At 68.0% G+C, this 22,971-nt stretch carries 19 protein-coding genes; 16 read left to right on the top strand and 3 right to left on the bottom strand.

Features of this window, described 5'->3' with window-relative positions:
- Positions 1-27: 27 nt before the first annotated feature.
- The gene (locus ABVF28_RS10700; protein WP_179556818.1) at positions 28-1,848 is read right to left on the bottom strand and encodes a long-chain fatty acid--CoA ligase; all 1,821 of its coding nucleotides are present in this window, start codon (positions 1,846-1,848) and stop codon (positions 28-30) included.
- A 175-nt stretch (positions 1,849-2,023) separates the two neighbouring features.
- Here ABVF28_RS10700 and ABVF28_RS10695 point away from each other — a divergent pair, with 175 nt between their 5' ends.
- Positions 2,024-2,743 (top strand): 1-acyl-sn-glycerol-3-phosphate acyltransferase, encoded by a 720-nt coding sequence (locus ABVF28_RS10695; RefSeq protein ID WP_104252817.1) that lies wholly within the window; start codon positions 2,024-2,026, stop codon positions 2,741-2,743.
- 158 nt (positions 2,744-2,901) lie between these two features.
- The gene (locus ABVF28_RS10690) at positions 2,902-4,287 is read left to right on the top strand and encodes a class II 3-deoxy-7-phosphoheptulonate synthase (protein ID WP_371030442.1); all 1,386 of its coding nucleotides are present in this window, start codon (positions 2,902-2,904) and stop codon (positions 4,285-4,287) included.
- 109 nt (positions 4,288-4,396) lie between these two features.
- Here the strand turns inward: ABVF28_RS10690 and pknB are convergent, their stop codons facing one another.
- Positions 4,397-6,412 (bottom strand): Stk1 family PASTA domain-containing Ser/Thr kinase, encoded by a 2,016-nt coding sequence (gene pknB / locus ABVF28_RS10685; protein WP_371030488.1) that lies wholly within the window; start codon positions 6,410-6,412, stop codon positions 4,397-4,399.
- Between the two features lie 134 nt (positions 6,413-6,546).
- On the opposite strand from pknB, the gene ABVF28_RS10680 reads away from it, so the two are divergent.
- Positions 6,547-6,891 carry an Rv2175c family DNA-binding protein gene (locus ABVF28_RS10680; RefSeq protein WP_104252820.1) on the top strand — a complete coding sequence of 115 codons (345 nt, stop codon included), beginning with the start codon at positions 6,547-6,549 and terminating at the stop codon, positions 6,889-6,891.
- Between the two features lie 71 nt (positions 6,892-6,962).
- Here the strand turns inward: ABVF28_RS10680 and ABVF28_RS10675 are convergent, their stop codons facing one another.
- Positions 6,963-8,045: a polyprenyl synthetase family protein gene (locus ABVF28_RS10675; RefSeq protein ID WP_371030441.1), complete on the bottom strand. Its 1,083-nt coding sequence runs from the start codon at positions 8,043-8,045 to the stop codon at positions 6,963-6,965.
- A gap of 19 nt (positions 8,046-8,064) precedes the next feature.
- Here ABVF28_RS10675 and ABVF28_RS10670 point away from each other — a divergent pair, with 19 nt between their 5' ends.
- From ABVF28_RS10670 to ABVF28_RS10610, 13 genes are all read left to right on the top strand, one after another.
- On the top strand, positions 8,065-8,514 hold the full coding sequence (locus tag ABVF28_RS10670; RefSeq protein WP_371030440.1) for a DUF3040 domain-containing protein: 450 nt from the start codon (positions 8,065-8,067) through the stop codon (positions 8,512-8,514).
- Positions 8,515-8,795: 281 nt separating this feature from the next.
- Positions 8,796-9,227 carry a division/cell wall cluster transcriptional repressor MraZ gene (mraZ, locus tag ABVF28_RS10665; RefSeq protein ID WP_371030439.1) on the top strand — a complete coding sequence of 144 codons (432 nt, stop codon included), beginning with the start codon at positions 8,796-8,798 and terminating at the stop codon, positions 9,225-9,227.
- A 251-nt stretch (positions 9,228-9,478) separates the two neighbouring features.
- On the top strand, positions 9,479-10,423 hold the full coding sequence (gene rsmH / locus ABVF28_RS10660; RefSeq protein WP_371030487.1) for a 16S rRNA (cytosine(1402)-N(4))-methyltransferase RsmH: 945 nt from the start codon (positions 9,479-9,481) through the stop codon (positions 10,421-10,423).
- Complete coding sequence (locus tag ABVF28_RS10655; protein WP_104311838.1) at positions 10,420-10,980, top strand: hypothetical protein; 561 nt, start codon at positions 10,420-10,422, stop codon at positions 10,978-10,980. Before rsmH ends, ABVF28_RS10655 begins: the two co-directional genes overlap by 4 nt.
- A gap of 71 nt (positions 10,981-11,051) precedes the next feature.
- Positions 11,052-12,821, top strand: a complete 1,770-nt coding sequence (locus ABVF28_RS10650; RefSeq protein ID WP_371030438.1) for a peptidoglycan D,D-transpeptidase FtsI family protein — start codon at positions 11,052-11,054, stop codon at positions 12,819-12,821.
- Between the two features lie 23 nt (positions 12,822-12,844).
- Positions 12,845-14,377 (top strand): Mur ligase family protein, encoded by a 1,533-nt coding sequence (locus tag ABVF28_RS10645; RefSeq protein ID WP_371030437.1) that lies wholly within the window; start codon positions 12,845-12,847, stop codon positions 14,375-14,377.
- A gap of 4 nt (positions 14,378-14,381) precedes the next feature.
- Positions 14,382-15,800, top strand: coding sequence for a UDP-N-acetylmuramoyl-tripeptide--D-alanyl-D-alanine ligase (murF, locus tag ABVF28_RS10640; protein ID WP_371030436.1), 1,419 nt, complete (start codon positions 14,382-14,384; stop codon positions 15,798-15,800).
- On the top strand, positions 15,797-16,894 hold the full coding sequence (gene mraY, locus ABVF28_RS10635; RefSeq protein WP_104311842.1) for a phospho-N-acetylmuramoyl-pentapeptide-transferase: 1,098 nt from the start codon (positions 15,797-15,799) through the stop codon (positions 16,892-16,894). The genes murF and mraY overlap by 4 nt, the downstream gene beginning before the upstream one ends.
- Positions 16,891-18,435, top strand: a complete 1,545-nt coding sequence (gene murD, locus ABVF28_RS10630; protein WP_371030435.1) for a UDP-N-acetylmuramoyl-L-alanine--D-glutamate ligase — start codon at positions 16,891-16,893, stop codon at positions 18,433-18,435. The genes mraY and murD overlap by 4 nt, the downstream gene beginning before the upstream one ends.
- Complete coding sequence (gene ftsW, locus ABVF28_RS10625) at positions 18,377-19,624, top strand: putative lipid II flippase FtsW (RefSeq protein ID WP_371030434.1); 1,248 nt, start codon at positions 18,377-18,379, stop codon at positions 19,622-19,624. The genes murD and ftsW overlap by 59 nt, the downstream gene beginning before the upstream one ends.
- Positions 19,621-20,706: an undecaprenyldiphospho-muramoylpentapeptide beta-N-acetylglucosaminyltransferase gene (gene murG / locus ABVF28_RS10620; RefSeq protein ID WP_371030432.1), complete on the top strand. Its 1,086-nt coding sequence runs from the start codon at positions 19,621-19,623 to the stop codon at positions 20,704-20,706. The genes ftsW and murG overlap by 4 nt, the downstream gene beginning before the upstream one ends.
- Before the next feature lie 89 nt (positions 20,707-20,795).
- The gene (gene murC / locus ABVF28_RS10615; protein ID WP_179556810.1) at positions 20,796-22,205 is read left to right on the top strand and encodes a UDP-N-acetylmuramate--L-alanine ligase; all 1,410 of its coding nucleotides are present in this window, start codon (positions 20,796-20,798) and stop codon (positions 22,203-22,205) included.
- Entirely contained in the window at positions 22,202-22,924 is a 723-nt protein-coding gene (locus tag ABVF28_RS10610; protein ID WP_371030431.1) for an FtsQ-type POTRA domain-containing protein, read from the top strand. Before murC ends, ABVF28_RS10610 begins: the two co-directional genes overlap by 4 nt.
- Positions 22,925-22,971 lie beyond the last annotated feature (47 nt).

Here is a 22,971-nt window from a genome sequence, read left to right as displayed (position 1 = left end):
AAGGCGCAGGATCGGTGCTCTGCCGATCTACTTGAGCGTGATGCCCTGGGTCGCTGGCGCCGCGTTGTAGATGCCCTCGATGATCCCCTTGTACTTCTCGAGGATCACGTGGCGCTTGATGGACATCTTCGGCGTGAGCGTTCCGTTGGCCTCCGTGAACTCCCCGTCGAGCACGACGAACTTCCGGATCGACTCGGCCCGCGATACGCGCGTGTTCGCCCGATCGACCGCGTGCTGGATCTCGGCGAGCACCTTGGGGTGCTCGGCCGCCTGAGCGACCGTGAGGTCCGGATTCTCGCCGTTGTTGCTCAGCCAGGTCTTCAGCATCTCCGGGTCGAGCGTCACGAGCGCGGAGATGAAGGGACGCTGGTCCCCGACGACCACGATCTGCCCGACGAGTGGGTCGGCGCGAATCGGGTCCTCGAGCGCCGCGGGGGAGACGTTCTTCCCGCCGGAGGTGACGATGATCTCCTTGATGCGACCCGTCACCGTGATGTAGCCGTCATCGTCGATCGAGCCGAGGTCGCCGGTCTTGAACCACTCGCCGTCGAACGCCGCGGCCGTCGCCTCGGGGTTCTTCCAGTACTCGCGGAAGACGTTGATGCCCTTGACCTGCAGCTCGCCGTGCTCGTCCGTGCGGACTGCGACGCCGGGCAGCGCGGGGCCGACGGTCCCGATCTTGGACTTCTCGGCGAGGTTCACGGACGCCGGGGCCGTGGTCTCGGTGAGGCCGTAGCCTTCGAGGATGTTCACGCCGATGGCGCGGTAGAAGTGGCCGAGGCGGGAGCCGAGCGGTGCCGAGCCGGAGACGGCGTGCTTCACGCGGCCGCCCATCACCTCGCGAAGCTTCGAGTAGACGAGCTTGTCGAAGAGCTTGTACTGGAGTCCGAGCACGAGCGGCGTGCGGCCGGCGTCCTGCGACTCCGAGTAGCGCACGGCGACATCCGCCGCCTTCCGGAAGATCTTGCCGCGCCCACCGGCTTCCGCCTTCTGCTCAGCTGAGTTGTAGACCTTCTCGAACACGCGCGGAACTGCGAGCAGGAAGGTCGGGTGGAAGGTGCCGAGCGATTCGACCAGTTTCGTGGTGTCGTGCTGGTGTCCCACCTTCACGCCGCCGTAGATGCAGAGCACGGAGATGAACCGCGCGAACACGTGCGCGAGCGTGATGAACAGCACGGTGGATGCGCCAGGGTAGATGAGCGCGCCCAGCGGGTCCTTCACGTTCCGGCAGAGCTCGACGAAGTTCGAGTGCATGATGACGCACCCCTTGGGGCGCCCCGTGGATCCTGACGTGTAGATGAGCGTCGCGATGTCGTCGCCGTTCGCGATGCCGCGCCTGCGCTCGATCTCAGCGTCGTCGACGTCGGCCCCGAGCCTGGCGAGTTCATCGATGGCGCCTGCATGCAGTGCGTAGCGCACGCGGAGGCTCGAGACGGTGTCGGCGATCTCGTCGAGCTTGTCGTCGTGCTCGGGAAGCTCGGAGATGATGCCGACCGCCTCCGAGTCCTCGAGGATCCACTCGATCTGCGCCGACGAGCTCGTCTCGTACACCGGCACCATGACGGCGCCCGCGTACCAGAGGGCGAAATCGACGAGCGTCCACTCGTAGTTCGTCTTCGCCAGGAACGCGACGCGCTCGCCGACCTCGACGCCGGCCGCGACGAAGCCCTTCGCGAGGTCGTTCACCTTGGCGTGGAACTCCTTGACGGAGACATCGCGCCAGCGATCGCCGTCCGGCAGTCCGAAGAGGGCGAGATCCGGCGATTCTCGAAGTCTGTACTGGAGCAGATCGGTGGTGTTCCAGCTCGGCTCCGGGCTGACTACGGCGGGGGTCTCGGATAGCTTCATTGCAACTCCTGAGTGTGGTCCTGGTCGTGAGCCGCCTGGACGTCCATCGGCCGGGGTCATCCGGCTTCACGTCCAGTGGCCTTCAACCCTACCGTTCCGGACACGGCGAGCGGCGCACCGGTGCGTGGCATGTCCCGAGTACACTGATGTGCCATCGCCTATCGGGAGGCCACGCATGTTGTATTGGGTGCTCAAGCATCTCTTCGCAGGGCCCTTGGTGCGCGCGACGTTCCGCCCGTGGGTGCGGGGAATCGAGAACATCCCCGCGAAGGGGCCGGTCATCCTGGCGTCGAACCATCTCTCGGTCGTCGACTCGTTCTTCATGCCGCTCTCGATCGACCGCCGCGTGTACTTCCTCGCGAAGAAGGAGTACTTCACCGGCACCGGCATCAAGGGCTGGCTGACCGCGCAGTTCTTCAAGTCCACCGGCATGCTCCCCATCGATCGAGGCGGCGGAGCCGCGAGCGAGGCGTCCCTCCAGACCGGGCTCCGCGTCCTCAGCGAGGGCCGCGTGCTCGGCATCTATCCGGAGGGAACGCGCAGCCCGGACGCGCGCATGTTCCGCGGCCGGACAGGCATCGCCCGCATGATCATGCAGGCGGACAAGCCGGTCACCGTCGTACCGGTCGTCATGGTCGACACCGAGCGTGTCCTGCCGATCGGCGCGAAGGTGCCGCGGCTGCGCAAGGTCGGCATGGTCTTCGGCGAGCCGCTCACCTTCACGCGCTACGAGGGCATGGCGGCCGACCGGTTCGTGCTCCGCTCCATCACGGACGAGATCATGAGCGAGCTGCACGCCCTCAGCAACCAGGACTATCGCGACATCTACGCCTCGTCCATCCGAACCAAGATGGACGCAGAGGCCAAGGCGCTCGCCGCCGCGCAGAAGCCCTGAACGCGCGAGAGCCGGTGATTGCTGTCAGCGATCAGACGAGCACAGCGCGCGCTGCCCCGGGTAGTGTCGGGCCGTCCGGCGTGAGATTCAGAACAACCAGTGCTGCAGCGCGTGAGCTGTCAGCGTGAGATCCGAGACATGAGATCAGAGAAGCGAGCATGAGCCAATTCACCTCCACCCGCACAGAGTCGATCCCGACGCCTCCCGGCGTGCTCGAGGGCCTCGACGCGTGGCGCGAGCTGCCGATCAGGCAGCAGCCGCAGTGGGGCGACGCGACGAAGGTCGCGAGCGTCTCCGGTGAGCTCGCGTCCCTGCCGCCGCTCGTCTTCGCGGGCGAGGTCGACAGGCTGCGCGATCGTATCGCCACGGCCGCGGCCGGCCAGGCATTCGTCCTCCAGGGTGGCGACTGCGCCGAGACCTTCGCGGGAGCGACCGCCGACAAGATCCGAGCGCGCGTCCGCACGATCCTGCAGATGGCCGTCGTCCTGACCTACGGTGCCTCGATGCCCGTCGTCAAGATGGGCCGGATGGCCGGGCAGTTCGCGAAGCCCCGCTCGAGCGACAACGAGACGCGCGGCGACGTGACGCTGCCCGCCTACCGCGGCGACATCGTCAACGACTTCGACTTCACGACGGAGGGGCGGACGCCGGACCCCGAGCGCATGCTCCGCGGGTACCACACGGCGGCATCCACGCTGAACCTCGTCCGCGCCTTCACGACCGGCGGGTTCGCCGACCTCCGAGAGGTGCACTCCTGGAACCAGGGCTTCGCCGCGAACCCCGCGAACGCGCGCTACGAGCAGCTCGCCGCTGAGATCGATCGCGCCGTTCGCTTCATGGCGGCCGCCGGTGCCGACTTCTACGCGCTGCGTGATGTCGAGTTCTTCGTGGGCCACGAGGGACTCCTCATGGACTACGAGCGCCCCATGACCCGCATCGACTCGCGGACCGGCCAGCCGTACGACACCTCCGGTCACTTCATCTGGATCGGCGAGCGGACGCGTGACCTCGACGAGGCGCACGTCGACTTCTTCAGCCGCGTCAAGAACCCGATCGGTGTGAAGCTCGGGCCCTCGACAACTCCAGACACCATGCTGCGGCTCATCGAAAAGATCGACCCGAACCGTGAGCCGGGGCGCCTGACCTTCATCACACGCATGGGTGCCGGCAAGATCCGCGACGCCCTTCCGCCCCTGCTCGAGGCCATCAAGGGCGCAGACGCGCAGCCGCTGTGGATCACCGACCCGATGCACGGAAACGGCATCACGACCCCGAACGGCTACAAGACGCGTCGCTTCGACGACGTGGTGGACGAGGTCAAGGGCTTCTTCGAGGCGCACCGTGCCGCGGGGACGCACCCGGGCGGCATCCACGTGGAGCTCACGGGCGATGACGTGACGGAGTGCCTGGGCGGCTCAGAGCAGATCGACGAGAAGACGCTCGAGACGCGCTACGAGTCGCTCTGCGACCCGCGCCTCAACCACATGCAGTCCCTCGAGCTCGCGTTCCTGGTTGCTGAGGAGCTCCGCGCCGCGAAGCGCTGAGCCGAGTCTCAGCAAACAGAAGAGGCGCATCCCGGAGACGGGATGCGCCTCTTCTGTTCGAGCGGCGCAGCCGGCCCTGCTGCCTTCAGCAGCAGCAGCAGCCCGGCCGCTAGAGCGTCGCCGTCGCGGTCAGCGTGACGTTCGAGCCCGCAGGAACCTCGACCCCGGCCGCTGGAGACTGCGTCGACACCACGAACTTGATGACCGGGTTCGGGTCGTTGACGATGCCAGGGGGCACGTTGTGGCCCACGGTGAGTCCGAGCCCCTCCAATTGCGAGATCGCCTCAGCGATCGGCTTCCCGACCACGTCGGGGAGCGTGACGGGTGCGGGACCTCGTGAGACGGAGATGTTGATCGTGTCTCCCGGGACAACCGGGTCCGTCGTCGTGGAGAACGCGATGACGACGCCGCTCGCAACCGATGCGGAGTACTCGCGGCTGGAGACGTTCACCACGAGGCCAGCCTCTTCGATCAGCTGGGTCGCGTTGGCTTCCGTCTCGCCTGCGACGTCGGGAACGACGCCGGCTGAGGCGATCAGTCGAATCGGCTGGCCTTCAGCGAGGGTCGCGGGCAGCGGAGCCCCGTTGTTGTCGGTCGCGGAGAGGACGATGTCCGCCTCCTGATCGGAGAACTGCCGCAGCGTCGTCGCGGGATCGTAGGTGAACCCAGCCTCGGTGATCGCACCCTCGGCCTCGTCGAGGGTGAGCCCTTCGAGATCAGGCACGTCGAGCATCTCAGGTCCAGCAGACACGACCAGCGAGATCGGGGTCTCCGGCGCGAGGGAAGTGCCCGCCTGCGGGTCCATATCCATGACCGTGCCCGCCGCGACGTCGAGCGAGAACTCCTGCGTCACGTCGCCGACGGTGAAACCAGCGGCCGTGATGGCCGCCTCGGCATCCGCCTGCGTCAAGGAGACCGCCTGGGGAACCGTGTCGTACGACCCCGGCCCGAGACCGAACCACCACCCGACACCGCCGGCGGCGGTGATCAGCGCGATGACGATCACGGCGATCACGGCGCCGAAGCGGCGCCGCTTGCGCGCGCCCGACTCTGCCGTCGTGGTCGCCGGAGGGAGCTTGGGGGAGAGGTCGGTCGCTGTCTCCTCGGGGAAGAGGGCAGGGCTGGCCATCACAGGCGGCGAGCCCGGCGTGAAGGGCTCGACGTGCCCATCGAACGCGTCGGGAGGTGAGGACGCCGAGGAGAGCTGGCTGGTGATGGCCGCCAGCTCGGTCGGGTCGGTGTCCTCGATGTCCTCGTCGCCCGCCTGGGCGATCACAGCCGTCGGCGGGAGCGGACGCGCGGACTGCCCGAGCTCGGCCTCGGCACGACGGAGGGCCTCGAGCATGACGCCAGCGTCGGCGGGGCGCAGCTCCGGGTCACGCTCCGTCGACCACGCGACGAGCTCGTCGAGCTCGTGGGGGACGTTGGGGTTCACCTCGCTGGGCGCAGGCACCGTCTCGTTCGCATGGCGGTACGCGATGTTCACGGGCTGATCGCCGCGGTACGGCTGCTCACCGGTGAGCATCTCGAAGAGCATGATGCCGAGCGAGTAGATGTCGCTGCGCACATCCGCCGTGCCCTTGGTCACGAGCTCCGGGCTCAGGTACGCGATCGTTCCGAGGAGCACCTGGCCCGTCGCCGTGTTCGCGCTCGCCGCCCTGGCCAGCCCGAAGTCGCTGAGCTTGATGCGGCCGTCGTCGGCCAGCAGCACGTTCTCCGGCTTGAGGTCGCGGTGGACGATGCCGAGCTTGTGCGCGGCCTGCAGGCCCGCCAGGACGGCATCCATGACATCGATGGACTGCTCGGGGGTGAGCTTGTGGTGGTCGTGCAGGAGGTCCCGCAGCGTGATGCCCGGGATGTACTCCATCACCATGTACGCGAAGATCTCGTCGTCGCCCTGGTCGTAGACGTTCACGACGTTCGGGTGCGTGATCTTCGCAGCGGAGCGAGCCTCGCGGATGAATCGCTCGCGGAAGCGCTCGTCGGCAGCGAGGTGATCGTGCATCACCTTGATGGCGACGCGGCGTTCCAGGCGCAGGTCAGTGGCGACATAGACCGTAGCCATGCCGCCCTTGGCGATCAGAGAGCGCACTTGATATCGGCCGTCGATCAGACGGCCGATCATGTCGTCGGGACCAACGGGACTCACGTCGTGCAGGATAGCCCGAGCAGGCGGTCAGCCCCCGGATGAAACACCGGACGCCGCCGATCAATCGCATCGGCTCGCATCCGCGGGCGGCGTCTGCGACGATGTGAGACGTGAGTGACGTCTTCAGTACCCGCGAGTGGTACACGATTCCCCAGGCCGCTGCCGAGCTCGGCGTCTCGACGGGGCGCGTGTCGACCCTGATCGAGGACAAGCAGCTGCTTTCGTTCCGCATCGAACGCGAGCCGCGCATCCCGCGAGAGTTCATCAAGGACGGGGAGCCGCTCGTCGGCCTCCGTGGCACGCTCTTCCTGCTCGCGGACGCGGGGCTAAGCGCGCACGAGCAGATGGTCTGGCTCCTGAGCGTCGACGAGACGCTCGGCGTCGCCCCCGTGGACGCGCTCGTCGAGGGCCGCAAGACGCAGGTTCGTCACGCGGTGCAGCTCCTCGCCATCTGAGGCGCCGGCATGGACGGGGACCGAACGTCCTTGGGCGCTCGTGGCTGCTGCGCTGCGGGTCTGCGGCCCTGTCAGTGTGCGCGGTGCGCGGTGCGCTCCGCGAGGTCCTCGAGTAGCTGCCGCGACTCGCTGTCGAGTTCGATCGCCGCCAGGCCGGTGAGCGCCTCGCCCAACGACGTGCTGATGAGATCCTCGGTGCGCTGAAGTCCACCTGACTCGGCGATGAGGGACTGCATCCACGTGATGTCGGCGTCGCTCAGATCCGGGTCGCCCAGGAGCTCGTCGAGACGCGCCGAGTCATCCGGTGCCGCCAGCTCCTGCGCCGCGGCGATCATGAGCGTGCGCTTTCCCTCCCGCAGGTCGTCACCGCTCGGCTTGCCGGTCACGGCCTCGTCGCCGAAGACGCCGAGGACGTCGTCCCTGAGCTGGAAGGCGAGTCCGAGCGGCAGTCCGAACGAGCGGATCTGCTCGACGTGCGAGTCGGATGCCCCTCCGAGCAGCGCGCCGAGCACGAGCGGCTCCTCGACGCTGTATCGCGCCGATTTCGAGATGGCGATGGTCTTCGCTCGGGAGGCTCGTGCATCGATGGGCACAACCGGCCACGCGACCTCTTCAACGAGGTCGAGGTACTGCCCGACGGTCACCTCGCTGCGCATCTTGCTGAACTCCGCCCGTGCACGAACCGCGTTCTCAGGGGAGACGAGGGCGCAGGCCTCGACGAAGAGCTGGTCGCTCCAGACGAGCAGGAGATCACCGAGCAGGATCGCGGCGCTCAGGCCGAAGTGCGTCTCGTCGCCTGCCCAGGCCGACGCGCGGTGATGGCGTGCGAAGGCGCGATGCGTGGAGGGGGCGCCTCGCCGCGTGTCAGAGCGATCGATGATGTCGTCGTGGACGAGAGCGGCGGCGTGGAAGAACTCGATGGAGGCAGCGGCGCGGACGACGGCCTCAGTGTGGTCGCTCGTGCCGGTCGCGCTGCCGAAGCCTGCGGCGCAGAAGGACGCGCGAAGTCGCTTGCCGCCCGTCGTGAAGCTCGCGGCCTGCTCGAGGAAGGCGGGCACGTCGACGCCGATCGGGCCGAGAACTCGCAGGTTCTCGTCGATTGTTGCGTCCAGACGACGCTGGACTTTGGAGGACAGCGAGGAACTCTCAGACACGACACCACTCTACCCAGGTGTGCGCGCCTACAATGGGCGCAATACTTCGGAGCGGGGCTCCGATCGCCCCCTTGAGCACGAGGTCAACATGGCACTATCTGAGCAAGAGCAGCGGTTGCTTGATGAGATGGAGCGCAGCTTCTATCAGAACGATGCGGACGTTGTCTCCACATCGCCGAGAAGCGGTGCTGCGGTCACCACGCGAGCCGTCGTCGTCGCGTTTCTTTCCGTCGCGGTCGGCATCGGCGTCGTCGTCGCCGGCGTCGCGACCAACATCCCTGTCCTGGGGGTTGTCGGGTTCGTGCTGATGCTCGCGGGCGTGGTCTACGCGTTCGCGGCCCCGAAGGGCGCCTCGGAATCCGATCCGCTGCCGACCGGTCGCCCGTCGCCGAAGCGCGGCGAGTCTTCGGATGGGTCCTTCATGGACAAGCTCGGCAATCGCTGGGACAAGCGGCAGCAGGGGGAGTAGCGGGAGCGGGCGCCCAGCGGCCCCACCTCGCACTACTACTACTACCACCACCACCACCCACCACTTCGCACCACCAACGGGACCGGCCACCTGGCCGGTCCCGTTTTTTGTGCCCTGAATGGCACCAACTAGCTCCACTTTCCTCCACCATGCAGAGGCCAGTAATTTACTGGCCTCTTCTCGCATTCACAGGGAGCAAATCGGGTGTTTGCGTAGCTAGGTGGTTGGTTGTGGAGTAAAGTGGAGCTTGTGGGGATTCAGCGACGGGGAGGGAGGCGTGCATGTTCCTTGGCACGTACTCGCCCAAGCTCGATGAGAAGGGGCGGCTCATCCTTCCGGCCAAGTTCCGGGATGAGCTCGCGGAGGGCGTCGTGCTGACCCGTGGGCAGGACCGCTGCGTCTACGTCTTCTCGACGAGCGAGTTCGAGGAGCTCCACAACCGCATCCGTCAGGCGCCCGTCACGAGCAAGCAGGCGCGCGACTACCTGCGCCTCCTGCTGTCCGGTGCGCACGCGGAGGCGCCAGACCGCCAGAACCGCGTCACGATCCCGCAGCAGCTCAGGCAGTACGCCGGACTCGACCGCGAACTGGCTGTCATCGGGGCCGGAACGCGCGCCGAGATCTGGGACGCCGAGGCCTGGAACACCTACGTCGAGGCAAACGAGGCCGCCTTCTCCGAGACCGCTGAGGAGGTGATCCCGGGACTCTTCTGACCCTGACCGCCGATTCTCAGCCGTTCCGCTCTGAAGCGCCTTCCCTCGCAGCAGAGCACAGCAGTACCGCAGGAGCCCCATCTGAAGCCACTTCCCCGGCGGCAGATGGAATCTCCACTTCGCTCCCCTCGCCCTTCCCGGCGGGGGTGAGAGAACGGATGGGAATCAGTGATCAGGGAGGAACCCGAAACGTCATGACAGAGAACAACCAGAACGTCCAGGACAGTGGGGGCAGCGAGCGCGACCCCGCGATGCTGCACACGCCGGTGCTCCTCGAGCGATGCGTTGAGCTCCTTGCGCCGGCCCTGCAGAGTCCCGGCAGCATCTACGTCGACGCGACACTCGGCATGGGCGGGCACAGCGAGGCCGTCCTCGATCGCTGCCCGAATGCCCGGCTGGTCGGCTTCGACCGCGACTCCGAGGCCCTTGGGCTCGCCGGCCGTCGGCTCGCCCGCTTCGGCGACCGCGTCACGCTGGTGCACGCCGTCTACGACGAGTTCGAGTCGTCACTCGACAAGCTCGGCATCGGCACGGTCGACGCCGTCTTGTTCGACCTCGGTGTGTCCTCGCTGCAGCTTGACGAGGCCAGTCGCGGCTTCTCGTACATCCAGGATGCGCCGCTCGACATGCGCATGGACGCCACGAAGGGCGTCACGGCAGCCGAGATCGTCGCGTCCTACGGTGAGGACGAGCTCAAGGAGCTCTTCTACCGCTACGGCGACGAGAAGCTGGCGCCCCGGTACGCGAGCTGGATCGTGCGAGAGCGCGCCCAGGCGCCGATCGAGACCACCGGGCAGCTCGTCGATGTGCTCCAGCGCGCGACCCCGGCGGCCAAGCGCGACGCGGGTCACCCCGCGAAGCGCGTCTTCCAGGCGCTTCGCATCGAGGTGAACGCCGAACTGGGCGCCCTCGAGCGCGCGCTTCCCCAGGCGCTCGACCGTGTCGTCGTCGGCGGCCGCGTCGTCGTCGAGGCCTACCAGTCGCTCGAGGACCGCTTCGTGAAGCGACTCTTCGAGGCGAAGACCACGTCGACCGCGCCAAGCGGATTACCGGTCGAGCTTCCCGAGCACAAGCCCGAGTTCTCGCGCCTCGTGCGCGGAGCCGAGCGCGCCGGTGCCGCAGAAGGCGAGATCAATCCACGAGCACTGCCCGTGCGCCTGCGCGCGGTTGAACGAGTAAGGAGTCCACGGGCATGACGGCAGCAACGAGCATCCTTCGAGGATCCACGGCACCCCGTCGGTCCAAGGCAGCCCCCAAGAAGCAGGCGCAGTCTCCTCGGCTGCGCCTCGTCGAAGCGCCAAGCGCTCGGCGCCTGCCGAGCCTGCGCTCGATCATGATCTCGCTCGGCATCCTCGCGGGCGTGTTCGTCACCCAGCTCGCCCTGAGCATCGCAATCTCGCAGGGGGCCTACGAGGTGAGCGGCCTCGAGCAGACCCAGACGGAGCTGCAGCGCGAGGAGTCGGCCGCGCTCGAGGAGCTGAGCGCCATGTCCTCGGCGCAGAACCTCGCCGTCGAGGCCACGAAGCTGGGCATGGTTCCCACCGACTCGCAGGCGTTCCTGCAGGTCGGGAGCGCGTCGCTCGCGACGGACGCGAGCTCCACCGGCACATCCGCGCCCATCAACACGGGTCTCGTCACCAACGAAGTGACGCAGCCGGCACCGGCTCCCGCCGCCGACGGAGTTTCACCGCAGCAGGCAGCCGCGCCTGAAGTACCGTCTGTCACCGAGCTGCGCTCTCCTTCGACGAGGTAGAACCACGACGAGGCTGAGGCGCCGAGAGGCCACTCAGCTGGGAGCAGAGCCGAACAAGGGGGAGGACCACCGTGTCACCGAAAGTGTCCAGGCGCAGGGCTGGCCTCGTCATCATCCTGGTGACCGCAGTGCTCATCGCCTTCGGGGTCCGCCTGATCGACGTGCAGCTCGTCTCGGCCTCGACCATCAACGCCGACGCCGAATCGAAGCGCGGCGTCTCCAGCACGATCTTCAGCGAGCGCGGGTCGATCGTCGACAAGAACGGTGAGATCCTCGCCGACTCCGCCGACCGCTTCGACCTCACGGTCGCTCCCGTGAACGTGGGTGAGTTCCCTCGCGAGGGTGAGGACGGAAAGACCACGAAGGTCTCGCGCGAGCAGGCGCTCGGTGAGATCGCCGCGATCACCGGCCAGCAGCAGGCGGAGCTCGTCGGCGTCGTGGATGCGGCCCTCGCGATCGACCCCAACAGCAACTTCGCGTACCTCAGCCGAGGCCTCGAGCTCGCGGCCTACGAGAAGATCCGTGCGCTCGAGATCCCATGGATCTACCCCAAACGTGAAGCCGCCCGCGTGTACCCGAACGGGCAGGTGGCGGGCAACCTCACCGGGTTCCTGGGTGCAGACGGCGAGCCCCTCGCCGGCCTCGAGCTCTCGGAGAACCAGTGCCTCGCCGGCATCGACGGCGAGGAGACCTATGAGCGCAGTGCGGATAACGTGCGCATCCCCGGCACCGAGGTCACGCTCACCGAGGCCAAGCAGGGCGGCACGCTCAAGCTCACGGTCGACGCCGACCTGCAGTGGTACGCCCTGCAGGTGCTCGCCGAGCAGGTCACCGCGATGGGCGGGAAGTGGGGGCACGCGACCGTCGTGGAAGTCGAGACGGGCAAGGTCCTCGCGGTCGCCGACTACCCATCCGTCGACCCCAACGACCCGGGCGCCACGGCAACCGAGGCTCGCGGCTCGCGCGCGTTCACCGCGCCGTACGAGCCCGGCTCGACGATGAAGGCCCTCACCGCAGCCATGGTCTTCGACAAGGGGCTCTCAACGCCGGGCGAGCAGATCACCGTTCCCGGCCGCTTCGAGCAGACCGACGTGAGCTTCGGCGACGACTGGGCGCACGGCGACGAGCGCTGGACCGCGGCCGGCATCATGACGCGCTCCTCCAACATCGGCATCGCCATGATGGGCGAGCGCCTGAGTGCCAGCGAACGCTACGACTACATGCTCGACTTCGGGCTCAACGCCGACACCGAGGCCGACTTCCTCGGCGAGGAGTCCGGCACCGTCCACCCGTGGGAGGACTGGGACCCGCAGACGAACTACGCCACGATGTTCGGTCAGGGCCTGCAGGTCACCGCCCCCCAGATGGCGAGCGCCTACGCGACCATCGCGAACGGCGGACAACGGCTCCCCGTCCAGCTCGTCGAGGGCTGCGAGACCGAAGACGGCTTCCAGGAGACGGAACCGGGCGAGCCGCGTCAGGTCGTCTCCGCACAGGCGGCAACCGACACGCTCACCCTCCTCGAGGCCACGGCACAGAGCGGAAGCCTCGCCAAGCAGGTCGCGATCCCCGGGTACCGAGTCGGAATCAAGACGGGCACGGCCGAGGTCTCGGCGGGCGACGGCACCTACCTGCAGGGGCAGTACATGGCCTCCATGGCCGGAGTCGCCCCCATCGACGACCCGAAGTACGTCGTGACGGTCTCGATCATGAACCCAACTACGATGACTGGAAGCGCCGCCACCGCGCCAGCATGGCACGATGTCATGGCGTACGTACTCCAATCCAACCGGGTGGCACCATCGCCGAGTCCGTGGCCGACCATACCGACCACGTTCTGATCCGCACTACTGCACAGGAAGTCATGCCCGCAGCAAGCATCCGTCCATCCCATCCAGTGCCGCGCTCTCTCTCTGAGCTGTGCGCGCACTTCGGACTCGACGCCCCAGAAGGCGTCGACCAGGTCGAGGTGACCGGCGTCTCCATCTCCTCGATGGATGTCGAGTCCGGCGACCTCTACGTGGGGCTGCCCGGCGCGCGAGTGCACGGCGCCAGCTACGCCGCGAAAGCCGAGGAAGCCGGCGCCGTCGCCATCCTCACCGACGCGGCCGGTGCCGCACTCGCCGGCGAGGTCGGCGTTCCCGTGCTCGTCACGGAGGAGCCCCGCCTGGCGCTCGGCGACGTCTCCGCCTGGATCTACCGGACCGACCCCGACCAGCCGAAGCTCTTCGGCGTCACAGGAACCAACGGCAAGACCTCTGTCGTCTACATCCTCGACGGGCTCCTGCTGCAGCTCGGCGTCGTCACGGGCCTCACGACCACGGTCGAACGCCGCATCGGCGAGGAGCGCATCGAGGCGAACCTGACCACCCCGGAAGCGAGCGAGCTCCACGCTCTGCTCGCCCGCATGCGCGAAGTCGGGGTCCACGCGGCGAGCATCGAGGTGTCCGCCCAGGCCGTGACGCGTCACCGTGTCGACGGCATCGAGTTCGACGTCGTCGGCTTCATCAACCTCTCGCACGACCACCTCGACGACTATGTCGACTTCGAGGAGTACTTCGGCGAGAAGCTCAAGCTCTTCACCCCGGAACGCGCGCGACGCGGCGTGGTCTCGCTCGACTCCGAGTGGGGCGCGCGGGTCGTCGAGGACTCCCGCATCCCCGTCACGACGATCTCCTCCAAGCCCGGAACCGAGGCCGACTGGAACCTCGTCGTCACGGGCGCAGAAGGCGGCAGCACGAGCTTCACGCTCACGAGCCCGGACGACCGAGTGCTGCACTCGAGCATCCCGATGCCCGGCTGGTTCTCGGCGGCGAACGCCGGGCTGGCGATCGCGATGCTCGTCGAGTCCGGCTACGACCTCGGCGAGATCGCGGAAGTGCTCGAACGTGACGGCGGCATCGACGCCTTCGTGCCCGGACGACTCGAGCTGGTCTCCGGAGACGAGGGGCCGCGCCTCTACGTGGACTACGGGCACACCCCCGACGCCTTCGAGCAGACGCTCGGCGCCCTCCGGGAGATGACCACCGGCCGCCTGTTCATGGTCTTCGGCGCCGATGGCGACCGTGACCGCACCAAGCGCCCGGAGATGGCACGGGTCGCGGCAGCTGGCAGCGACGTCGTCATCATCACCGACTACAACCCGCGCACCGAGGACCCTGACGAGATCAGGAAGGTGCTCGTCGAGAGCGTGAAGGCGAGCCACCCTGACCGGGAGCTGCACGAGATCGCCGACGCGAGCCTCGGGCTGCGCAAGGCGGTTTCGCTCGCAGGGCCGGAGGACACTATCCTCGTTGCCGGCCCAGGCCACGAGAGCTACACCGAGGTCGCGGGCACCAAGATCCAGTATTCGGCACGAGACGAGGCCAGAGCGGCGCTCAGGGAAGCAGGGTGGTGAGCGGATGATCGAACTCCGACTTCGCGAGATCGCTGACATCACCGGGGGAGAGGCACGTCCCGTGGGCGACGACACGCTCGAGAGCGTGTTCAGCGGCACCGTCGACACCGATTCCCGACTCATCCGTCCGGGCGACATCTTCGTCGCCAAGCCGGGCGAGGTCACCGACGGGCACCTCTTCGCCCCGAAGGCCGTCGAGAACGGCGCCTCGCTCCTCATCGTCGAGCGCGCCCTCGACCTTCCCGTCACGCAGGTCGTCGTCGACGACGCCGTCCTCGCCCTCGGACGCCTCGCAACCGAGGTCGTGACGCGCGTGAAGTCCCGCGGACAGCTCGTCACGATCGCGGTCACCGGGTCGAACGGGAAGACGACGACGAAGAACCTCCTCAACGAGATCTTCTCGGCGCGAGGCGAGACGGTCGCGCCCATCGCCAGCTTCAACAACGAGGTGGGCGCCCCGCTGACGTTCCTGAAGCTCACAGAGGAGACGCAGACCCTCATCGCCGAGATGGGCGCGAGCGCTCCCGGCGAGATCCGCAGGCTCATCTCGATGGCCAAGCCGGACGTCGGCATCGTGCTGACAGTCGGCCTCGCGCACGCGGGCGAGTTCGGCGGCATCGAGGTCACGCTCACCTCGAAGACCGAGATGGTGCAAGGGCTCGTGACTGGGGACACCGCCGTGCTCAACGCCGACGATGCGCGCGTCGCCTCGATGGCAGACAAGACCGACGCGAACGTGCTGTGGTTCGGTCGAGGCGAGCGAGCGGACGTTCGCGCGAGCGAGGTCTCGACGAGCCTCGACGGGACGGAGTTCACGCTGCACCTTCCCGAGCAGGAACCCGTCGTCGTCCGCTTCAACGTGATCGGGGAGCACCACGTCACCAACGCGCTCGCCGCGGCGGCGGCCGCCCACACGCAGGCGGTGCCGGCCACCGAGATCCGTGACGCCCTCCAGTGCGTGACACGCGCCGAGCAGTGGCGTATGGAGCTCCAGCACGCCGGCTCCGTGCACCTCATCAACGATGCCTACAACGCGAGCCCCGACTCCATGGCCGCCGCCCTCAAGACGATCGCTCAGATCGCGCCGAGCGGCGCCCGCACGGTCGCGGTGCTCGGCGCCATGAGCGAGCTCGGGGATGCCTCCATCGAGGAGCACGACCGCCTCGGACTCCTCGCCGTCCGCCTCGGCATCGACCAGCTCATCGTCGTCGGCCGCGACGCCCGCGCGCTGCACCTCGGAGCGATCGCCCAGGGCTCCTGGGATGGGGAGTCGATCTTCGTCGAGTCCATGGACGAGGCGTACGAGCTGATGGTCCGTGAGACGCGCCCGGGTGACCTGGTCCTCGTCAAGTCTTCGAACTCAGCGGGCCTCCGACACCTCGGAGACCGTTTCTCCGAGCACCTCAGGGGGCACTTCGCGTGATTGCGATCCTTATTGCCGGAGGTGTCGGGCTGGCGTTCACGCTGTTCATGACGCCGCTCTTCATCCGCCTGTTCCACAAGCTCGAGTGGGGCCAGTTCATCCGCGAGGACGGGCCGGAAGCCCACCACTCGAAGCGCGGAACCGCGACCATGGGCGGCATCGTCTTCATCGTCGGCTCCGTGCTGGCGTACTTCATCGCGACGCTGGCCACGGGCGACCAGGTCACGGCCGCCGGACTCCTCATCCTCGGCATGATGGTCGGCCTCGGTGTCATCGGCTTCATCGACGACTTCCTGAAGGTCCGCAAGCAGCAGTCCCTCGGCCTCGGTGGCTGGTCGAAGATCGTCGGGCAGGTGATCGTCGCCGGGCTGTTCGCCGTCATCGGCCTGCAGTACCGCAACCCCGACGGCGTCCCGGTCCTCTCGACGCACATCTCGTTCATCCGAGACCTGCCGATCGACTTCATGGCGCTCGGCGCCATCGCGGGAACGATCGCCCTCATCGTCTGGATCGTCGTCATCACGACGGCGACGTCGAACGCGGTGAACGTGACGGACGGCCTCGACGGCCTCGCGACCGGTGCGTCGATCATCTCGATCGGCTCCTACGGCATCATCGCCTACTGGCAGTTCAACCAGGCCTGCGGCACGGAGCGCCTGGCCGAGTCGCTCGAGTCGGCCTGCTACACGGCCTACGCGCCCCTCGACGTCGCCATCGTGGCGGCAGGCATCGCCGGTGCGCTCATCGGTTTCCTCTGGTGGAACACCTCGCCTGCGCAGATCTTCATGGGAGACACGGGTTCGCTCGGTCTCGGCGGCGCGATCGCCGCCTTCGCCATCATCACCCGCACCGAGCTGCTGCTCGTCCTCATCGGTGGCCTCTTCGTCATGACGACCGGCTCCGTGATCGTGCAGCGCATCTACTTCAAGCTCACCAAGGGCAAGCGCATCTTCCTCATGAGCCCCATCCACCACCACTTCGAGCTCAAGGGCTGGGCCGAGACCACGGTCGTCGTCCGGTTCTGGATCATCGCCGGACTCTGCGCCGCGCTCGGCATCGGACTCTTCTACGCCGAGTGGGGAGTCACGACGTGATCCGCGAGGGAACAGGCCGCGAGGTCGACGGTCTCCGGAGCTGGCACGACGACTGGACCGGCCTGTCGGTCGCGGTGCTCGGCCTGGGCAAGACGGGGTTCTCCGTCGCGGACACCCTCGCTGAGCTCGGCGCCAAGCCGCACGTCATCGCGCAGTCGCACGATGACGAGCGTGAGCGCATCCTCGAGGTGCTCGACGTTCCCGTGACGATCGCCGACAGCGACGAGTCCGCCGTCGACGCGCTCAGGGCCCTGGAGGCCGACCTCATCGTCGCGTCTCCTGGTTTCGCCCCGAGCCACCCGCTCATCGTCGCCGCCGACGCCCTCGACGCGCCGGTGTGGGGTGACGTCGAGCTGGCCTGGCGGCTCCGCGACAAGTTCGGTGACCCTGCCCCCTGGCTCGCCGTCACGGGGACGAACGGCAAGACGACGACAACCCAGCTCGCAGCGCACATGGGACTGGCCGCGGGTATCCGCACCGCCCCCTGCGGCAACATCGGCGTCCCTGTCCTCGATGTGCTCCGCGACCCCGCCGAGTTCCAACTGCTCGTGGTCGAGCTCTCGAGCTTCCAGCTCCACTCCCTGCACTCCATGTCGGCGCACGCCGCGGTCGTCCTCAACATCGCCGACGACCACCTCGACTGGCACGGCGGCGCTGAGGCCTACCGCGCCGCGAAGGGCCGCGTCTACGAGCGAGCCCAGATCGCGTGCGTCTACAACAAGGGCGACGAGGCGACACTCGACCTCGTCGAGGCGGCCGACGTCGTCGAAGGATGCCGCGCTATCGGGTTCGGGACCGATGTGCCGGGGCCGAGCGACTTCGGCGTGGTCGACGGAATCCTGGTCGATCGTGCGTTCCTCGACGACCGAGCCCGCACCGCCCTCGAGCTGGCGACCCTCGAGGAGCTGCGCCCGCGCGGGCTCTCCTCGAAGCACCTCGTGGAGGATGTGCTCGCCGCGGCCGCCCTCGTTCGGGCTGTCGGCGTCCCGGTCACCGCGATCTCCGAGGCGCTCTCGACCTTCTCGGTCGATCGGCACCGCCACGAGATCGTAGCGGAGGCTGCCGGGGTCCTCTGGGTCGACGACTCGAAGGCGACCAATGTCCACGCCGCCGACGCCTCGCTGGCCGCGCACCGCAGCGTCGTCTGGCTGGTGGGAGGGCTCCTCAAGGGAGTCGACATCGCGCCGCTCGTTGCGAAGCACGCCGGACGCCTCCGAGGTGCGGTGGCCCTCGGAGTCTCTCGATCCGAACTGGCCGACGCGTTCGCGCAACACGCCCCGGAGGTCGCGTTCATCGAGATCGACGTGAGCGACACTGACTCCATCATGGGACGCGCCGTGGCGGAAGCCGCGCGGCTCGCGCAGGACGGTGACACCGTGCTGCTCGCTCCGGCGGCAGCCTCCATGGACCAGTTCGTGAGTTACAGCGACCGTGGCCAGCGTTTCGCGCTCGCCGTCGCGTCGCATCTTGAAGGGGGCCGGCATGCCGAGACAGAAGGCTCCCAGGACCGCACCTCCGAGCCGGACGCCAGCGCCGACTAGGCCAGGCGCGGGCGCGACGGCTGGCGGTTCCGCACGCAAGAGCTCCTCGAGCGCCGTAGTCGTCTCGCTCGGGAAGCGCATCCGCGGCGTCAACCGCAACTTCGTGCTCCTGCTCTCGATCACACTCTTCCTGGTCGCCTTCGGCATCGTGATGGTGCTCTCGAGTTCCTCGGTCGAGGAGTTCGCGGGTGGCAACGCCGTCTCGGCGCGGTTCGTCAGCCAAGCCACGTTCGCGGCGCTGGGCATCCCGCTCATGCTGTTCGCTTCCCGGATGCCGCTGCGGTTCTGGAAGCGGATCGCCTGGCCAGCCCTCTTCGTCGCCGTCATCCTCCAAGCGCTGGTCTTCACCCCCATCGGTGTCGACATCAACGGCAACCGGGCCTGGATCGACCTCGGCTTCACGACGATGCAGCCCGCGGAGGCGCTCAAGGTTGCGCTCGTGCTGTGGCTCGGCCTCATCCTCGGGCGCAAGCAGGGCAAGCTGCACGTCGCCAAGGAGGTCGCGGTTCCGATCCTGCCCGTCCTCGCCCTGAGCTTCGGCGTCATGGCGCTGAGCAAGGACCTGGGAACGATGATCGTCGTCGGCGCGCTCGTTCTCGGAGCGCTCTACTTCGGCGGCGTCGCATCCAAGTTCCTATGGCTCGCCGGGTTCATCGCGGTGGCTGCCGCGCTCCTGCTGTCGATCTTTAGCGACAACCGCATGGCCCGCATCACGAACTTCTTCGGCGGAGACGTCGACTACGAGACCTGGGGCTGGCAGAGCGCGCATGGGCTCTACGCCCTCGCCGCCGGCGGCCTGTTCGGCTCGGGGCTCGGCAACTCGAAGGCCAAGTGGTCGTGGCTGCCAGAGGCCGACAACGACTTCATCTTCGCCATCATCGGGGAGGAGCTCGGGCTCGTCGGGGCGATCATCGTCATCGGCGTCTTCGTCCTGCTCGCGGTCGTCCTCGTCCGCATCTACCACGAGGCGGAAGACTGGACGGCGAAGACCATCGTCGGTGCAGTGACCACCTGGCTGATCTTCCAGGCGTTCGTGAACATCGCCGTCGTCATCGGCTTCCTGCCGGTCCTCGGCGTGCCATTGCCGCTCGTCTCCTCCGGCGGATCGGCGCTCATCACGACCCTCTTCGCAATCGGCATAGTCTTGTCGATCGCCCGCAACCCGAAGCGATCGGAGTCCCGCACGTGACCAACTACCTGCTCGCCGGAGGCGGCACGGCCGGCCACGTCAACCCGCTGCTCGCGGTCGCGGATGCGTTGCGCGAGCGCGACCCCGACTCGAAGATCCTCGTGCTCGGCACGAAGGAGGGCCTTGAGGCCCGGCTCGTTCCCGCGCGCGGCTACGAGCTCCTCACGATTCCGAAGCTGCCCTTCCCGCGCCGCCCGGGCATGCAGGTGCTGACCTTCCTGCCTCGACTCCGTGAGACGGTTGCCTCCGTGCGCCGCATGCTCGACGAGCACAGCATCGACGCGGTCGCCGGCTTCGGCGGCTATGCCGCAGCCCCCGCCTACTTGGCCGCGAGGGGGCGCGTGCCGACCGTCGTCCACGAGGCCAACGCCCATCCCGGCATGGCCAACAAGCTCGGGGCGCGCTGGGCGAAGCGCGTGGGCGTCGCCTTCGACGGCACGCCCCTCCGCGGCGCCGTTACCGTCGGGATGCCGCTCCGGGCTGAGATCGAGCACCTCGACCGCGCCGCGAAGCGCGACGAGGCTGTCGAGTTCTTCGGGCTGGCCCCCGACCGTCGCACGCTGCTGGTCACCGGCGGTTCGCTCGGCGCGCGGCGCGTCAACGAGACCGTCCGAGCCGTCGTCCCCGAACTCATCTCCGAGGGCTGGCAGGTTCTTCACCTCGTCGGGGGGCTCTCGAAGTTCGAGCACGACCACGTCGAGGGCTACCACGTGCTCGAGTACTGCGACCGCATGGACCTCGCGTTCGCCGCCGCCGACCTGGCCGTCGCGCGTGCGGGCGCATCCACCGTCAGCGAGCTCGGTGTCGTCGGCCTCCCGGCCGTCTACATCCCGTACCCTGCCGCCACCGGCGACCACCAGACCACCAACATCCGCTCCGTCCTGTCCGCAGGTGGTGCCATACGGGTGGCCGACGCGGACTTCGCGCCCGAGTGGGCGTCGAAGGAGCTCCTCGCCCTCGCCCGCGACGATGACCGCCGAGCTCGCATGGAGCAGGCGACTCGCGCATCAGCCCAGCGCGACGGGGCCTCTCGGGTCGTTGCCCTGCTGGACCAGGCGGTCGAGGACGCTCGGACCGGCTAGGCACCGTCGGACGTGAAGGCGGAGTACCCTCGACCATCGACGCGGAAGAGACCGCGCAGCTCGCAGATCGAGCGAACTCAGGAGCAGCAATGATCAATCCAGACGCCACCGCGCAGATTCCCGACGAGATCGGGAACGTGCACTTCATCGGCATCGGCGGCTCAGGCATGAGCGGCATCGCGCGCATGATGCTCGACCGCGGCCTCACGATCTCCGGAAGCGACCGGACAGAGAACTACGCGACACGAGAGCTGCGCGATCGCGGCGCCCGCGTGGAGATCGGCCACGCGGCAGAGCACCTCGGCGACGCGGACACCATCGTGGTCACCAGCGCGCTCTGGCCCGACAACCCCGAACTCGTCCTGGCGAAGGAGCGTGGGCTGAATATCCTGCACCGCTCGCAGGCGCTCGTCTGGCTCACGCGCGGGAGCCGCCTCGTCTCCGTCGCCGGAGCGCACGGCAAGACGACCTCGACCGGCATGGTCGTGACGGCCCTCGACGCCCTCGACGCGTCCCCGAGCTTCGTCAACGGCGGCATCATCTCGGCCCTGGGGACGAGCTCCGCCGTCGGAAGCGGCGAGGCCTTCGTCGTCGAGGCCGACGAGTCCGACGGGTCCTTCCTGTTCTACGACACGGCGATCGCCCTCATCACGAACGTCGACAACGACCACCTCGACCACTACGGCAGCGTCGAGGCCTTCGAAGCGGCGTTCGTCCAGTTCGCGGATGCGGCCAGCGAGGCCGTGGTCATCTCCAGCGACGACCCGCTTGCCGTCGAGCTGACCGGGAAGCTCACCCACAAGCGGGTGCTGACCTTCGGCCAGGCTCCGACGGCCGACGCGCGCGTCTCCGACATCGCGTCGGAGGGAGGGGAGACCCGCTTCACCGTCACCTGGCAGGGTGTCGACTACCCGGCGCTCCTGCACGTGCCCGGCGTCCACAACGCGCTCAACGCGACCGGCGCGTTCGTCGTCCTCGTCCAGCTCGGCTTCGAGCCCGCCGCCGTCCTTGACGCGCTCTCGACGTTCGGGGGCACCAAGCGACGCTTCGAGCTCCACGGCACGGTGAGCGGCGTCAGCGTCTACGACGACTACGCCCATCACCCTGCCGAGGTCGAAGCGGCGCTCACGGCTGCGCGCACCGTCGTCGGCTCCGGCCGCCTCATCGCCGTCCACCAGCCGCACCTCTACTCGCGGACGCGCGACATGAGCGACGTCTTCGCGGCGGTGTACGAGCGTCTCGCCGACGAGACCGTCGTGCTCGACGTGTGCGGCGCACGTGAGGACCCCATCCCCGGTGTCACGGGAGCGCTGGTCGAGGAGGCGTTCGCCGACCGCAGCAAGGTCGCCTACCGCCCCGACTGGCAGGATGCCGCCGACACGGTCGCCGAGATCTCACAGGACGGTGATTTCGTCATCACCTTCGGCTGCGGCGACGTCAACCTCATCGTGCCCCAGCTCCTCGAGGCGCTCGGCGCGAAGGAGCCAGGCAAGCCGTGAGCGTGCTCGGCGACGATGCGCGCCGATTCACCTGGCGCGCCAGACGACGCCGCCGCATCCTGATCTGGGTCGCGGCGGCGTTGGCCGCACTTGTCGCGTTCGTCGCGGTCGCCGTCTACAGTCCGATCATGTCCGTGCGCGAGATCGTCGTCGCCGGCACGCAGCGCGTCGATGCGACACAGGTCGACGAATCGCTCGCCGACCTGCACGGACAGCCGCTTGCGCTCGTCACGAACGACGACGTCGAGAGCCGACTCCAGTCCTACGTGATGGTGCAGAGCTACTCGATCCGCGTCGAGCCGCCGAGCCGTCTTGTCGTCACGATCGTCGAGCGGTCGCCGATCGGCGCGGTCGCGGTGCCATCCGGGTACGACGTCATGGATGCGGCCGGCGTGGTGCTCTGGACGCAATCGGAGCCCGCAGGGGACATCCCGACTCTCGAATTGGGCGGCGAGGGGGTCGACTCCGAGGCGTTCGCCTCTGCGGCGGCCGTGTCGCTCGCCCTGCCCGTCGACTTCAGGGCTGGCGTCGCTGCAGTGACGGCCAAGAGCATCGACGATGTGCGTCTGACGATGCGCAGCGGTGCCGAGGTCGTATGGGGGAGCGCGGAGGAGTCCGACCGCAAGGCGGAGGTGCTCGCCGCGCTCGTCACGGCCACCGCCGACCAGTCCATCTCCAGCTACGACGTCTCGAGTCCCGAGACCCCCGTGACCCGCTGAGGAGTTCCTCGGCCAGCGGGTGAGGCAACCTTCAAGCTCCGGTTGAA

Origin of the sequence: Pseudoclavibacter sp. JSM 162008, assembly GCF_041366455.1 — a bacterium.
Lineage (GTDB): Bacteria > Actinomycetota > Actinomycetes > Actinomycetales > Microbacteriaceae > Pseudoclavibacter.
This window is presented reverse-complemented; position numbering and strand designations above follow the sequence as displayed.

Coding starts and splice junctions, on each gene's coding strand:
- mraZ (WP_371030439.1), top strand. CDS start 8,796: ATGTTCCTTGGCACGTACTCGCCCAAGCTCGATGAGAAGGGGCGGCTC.
- murF (WP_371030436.1), top strand. CDS start 14,382: ATGATCGAACTCCGACTTCGCGAGATCGCTGACATCACCGGGGGAGAG.
- pknB (WP_371030488.1), bottom strand. CDS start 6,412: ATGATCGGCCGTCTGATCGACGGCCGATATCAAGTGCGCTCTCTGATC.
- ABVF28_RS10645 (WP_371030437.1), top strand. CDS start 12,845: ATGCCCGCAGCAAGCATCCGTCCATCCCATCCAGTGCCGCGCTCTCTC.
- ftsW (WP_371030434.1), top strand. CDS start 18,377: ATGCCGAGACAGAAGGCTCCCAGGACCGCACCTCCGAGCCGGACGCCA.
- murC (WP_179556810.1), top strand. CDS start 20,796: ATGATCAATCCAGACGCCACCGCGCAGATTCCCGACGAGATCGGGAAC.
- rsmH (WP_371030487.1), top strand. CDS start 9,479: ATGCTGCACACGCCGGTGCTCCTCGAGCGATGCGTTGAGCTCCTTGCG.
- ABVF28_RS10695 (WP_104252817.1), top strand. CDS start 2,024: ATGTTGTATTGGGTGCTCAAGCATCTCTTCGCAGGGCCCTTGGTGCGC.
- ABVF28_RS10655 (WP_104311838.1), top strand. CDS start 10,420: ATGACGGCAGCAACGAGCATCCTTCGAGGATCCACGGCACCCCGTCGG.
- ABVF28_RS10700 (WP_179556818.1), bottom strand. CDS start 1,848: ATGAAGCTATCCGAGACCCCCGCCGTAGTCAGCCCGGAGCCGAGCTGG.
- ABVF28_RS10690 (WP_371030442.1), top strand. CDS start 2,902: ATGAGCCAATTCACCTCCACCCGCACAGAGTCGATCCCGACGCCTCCC.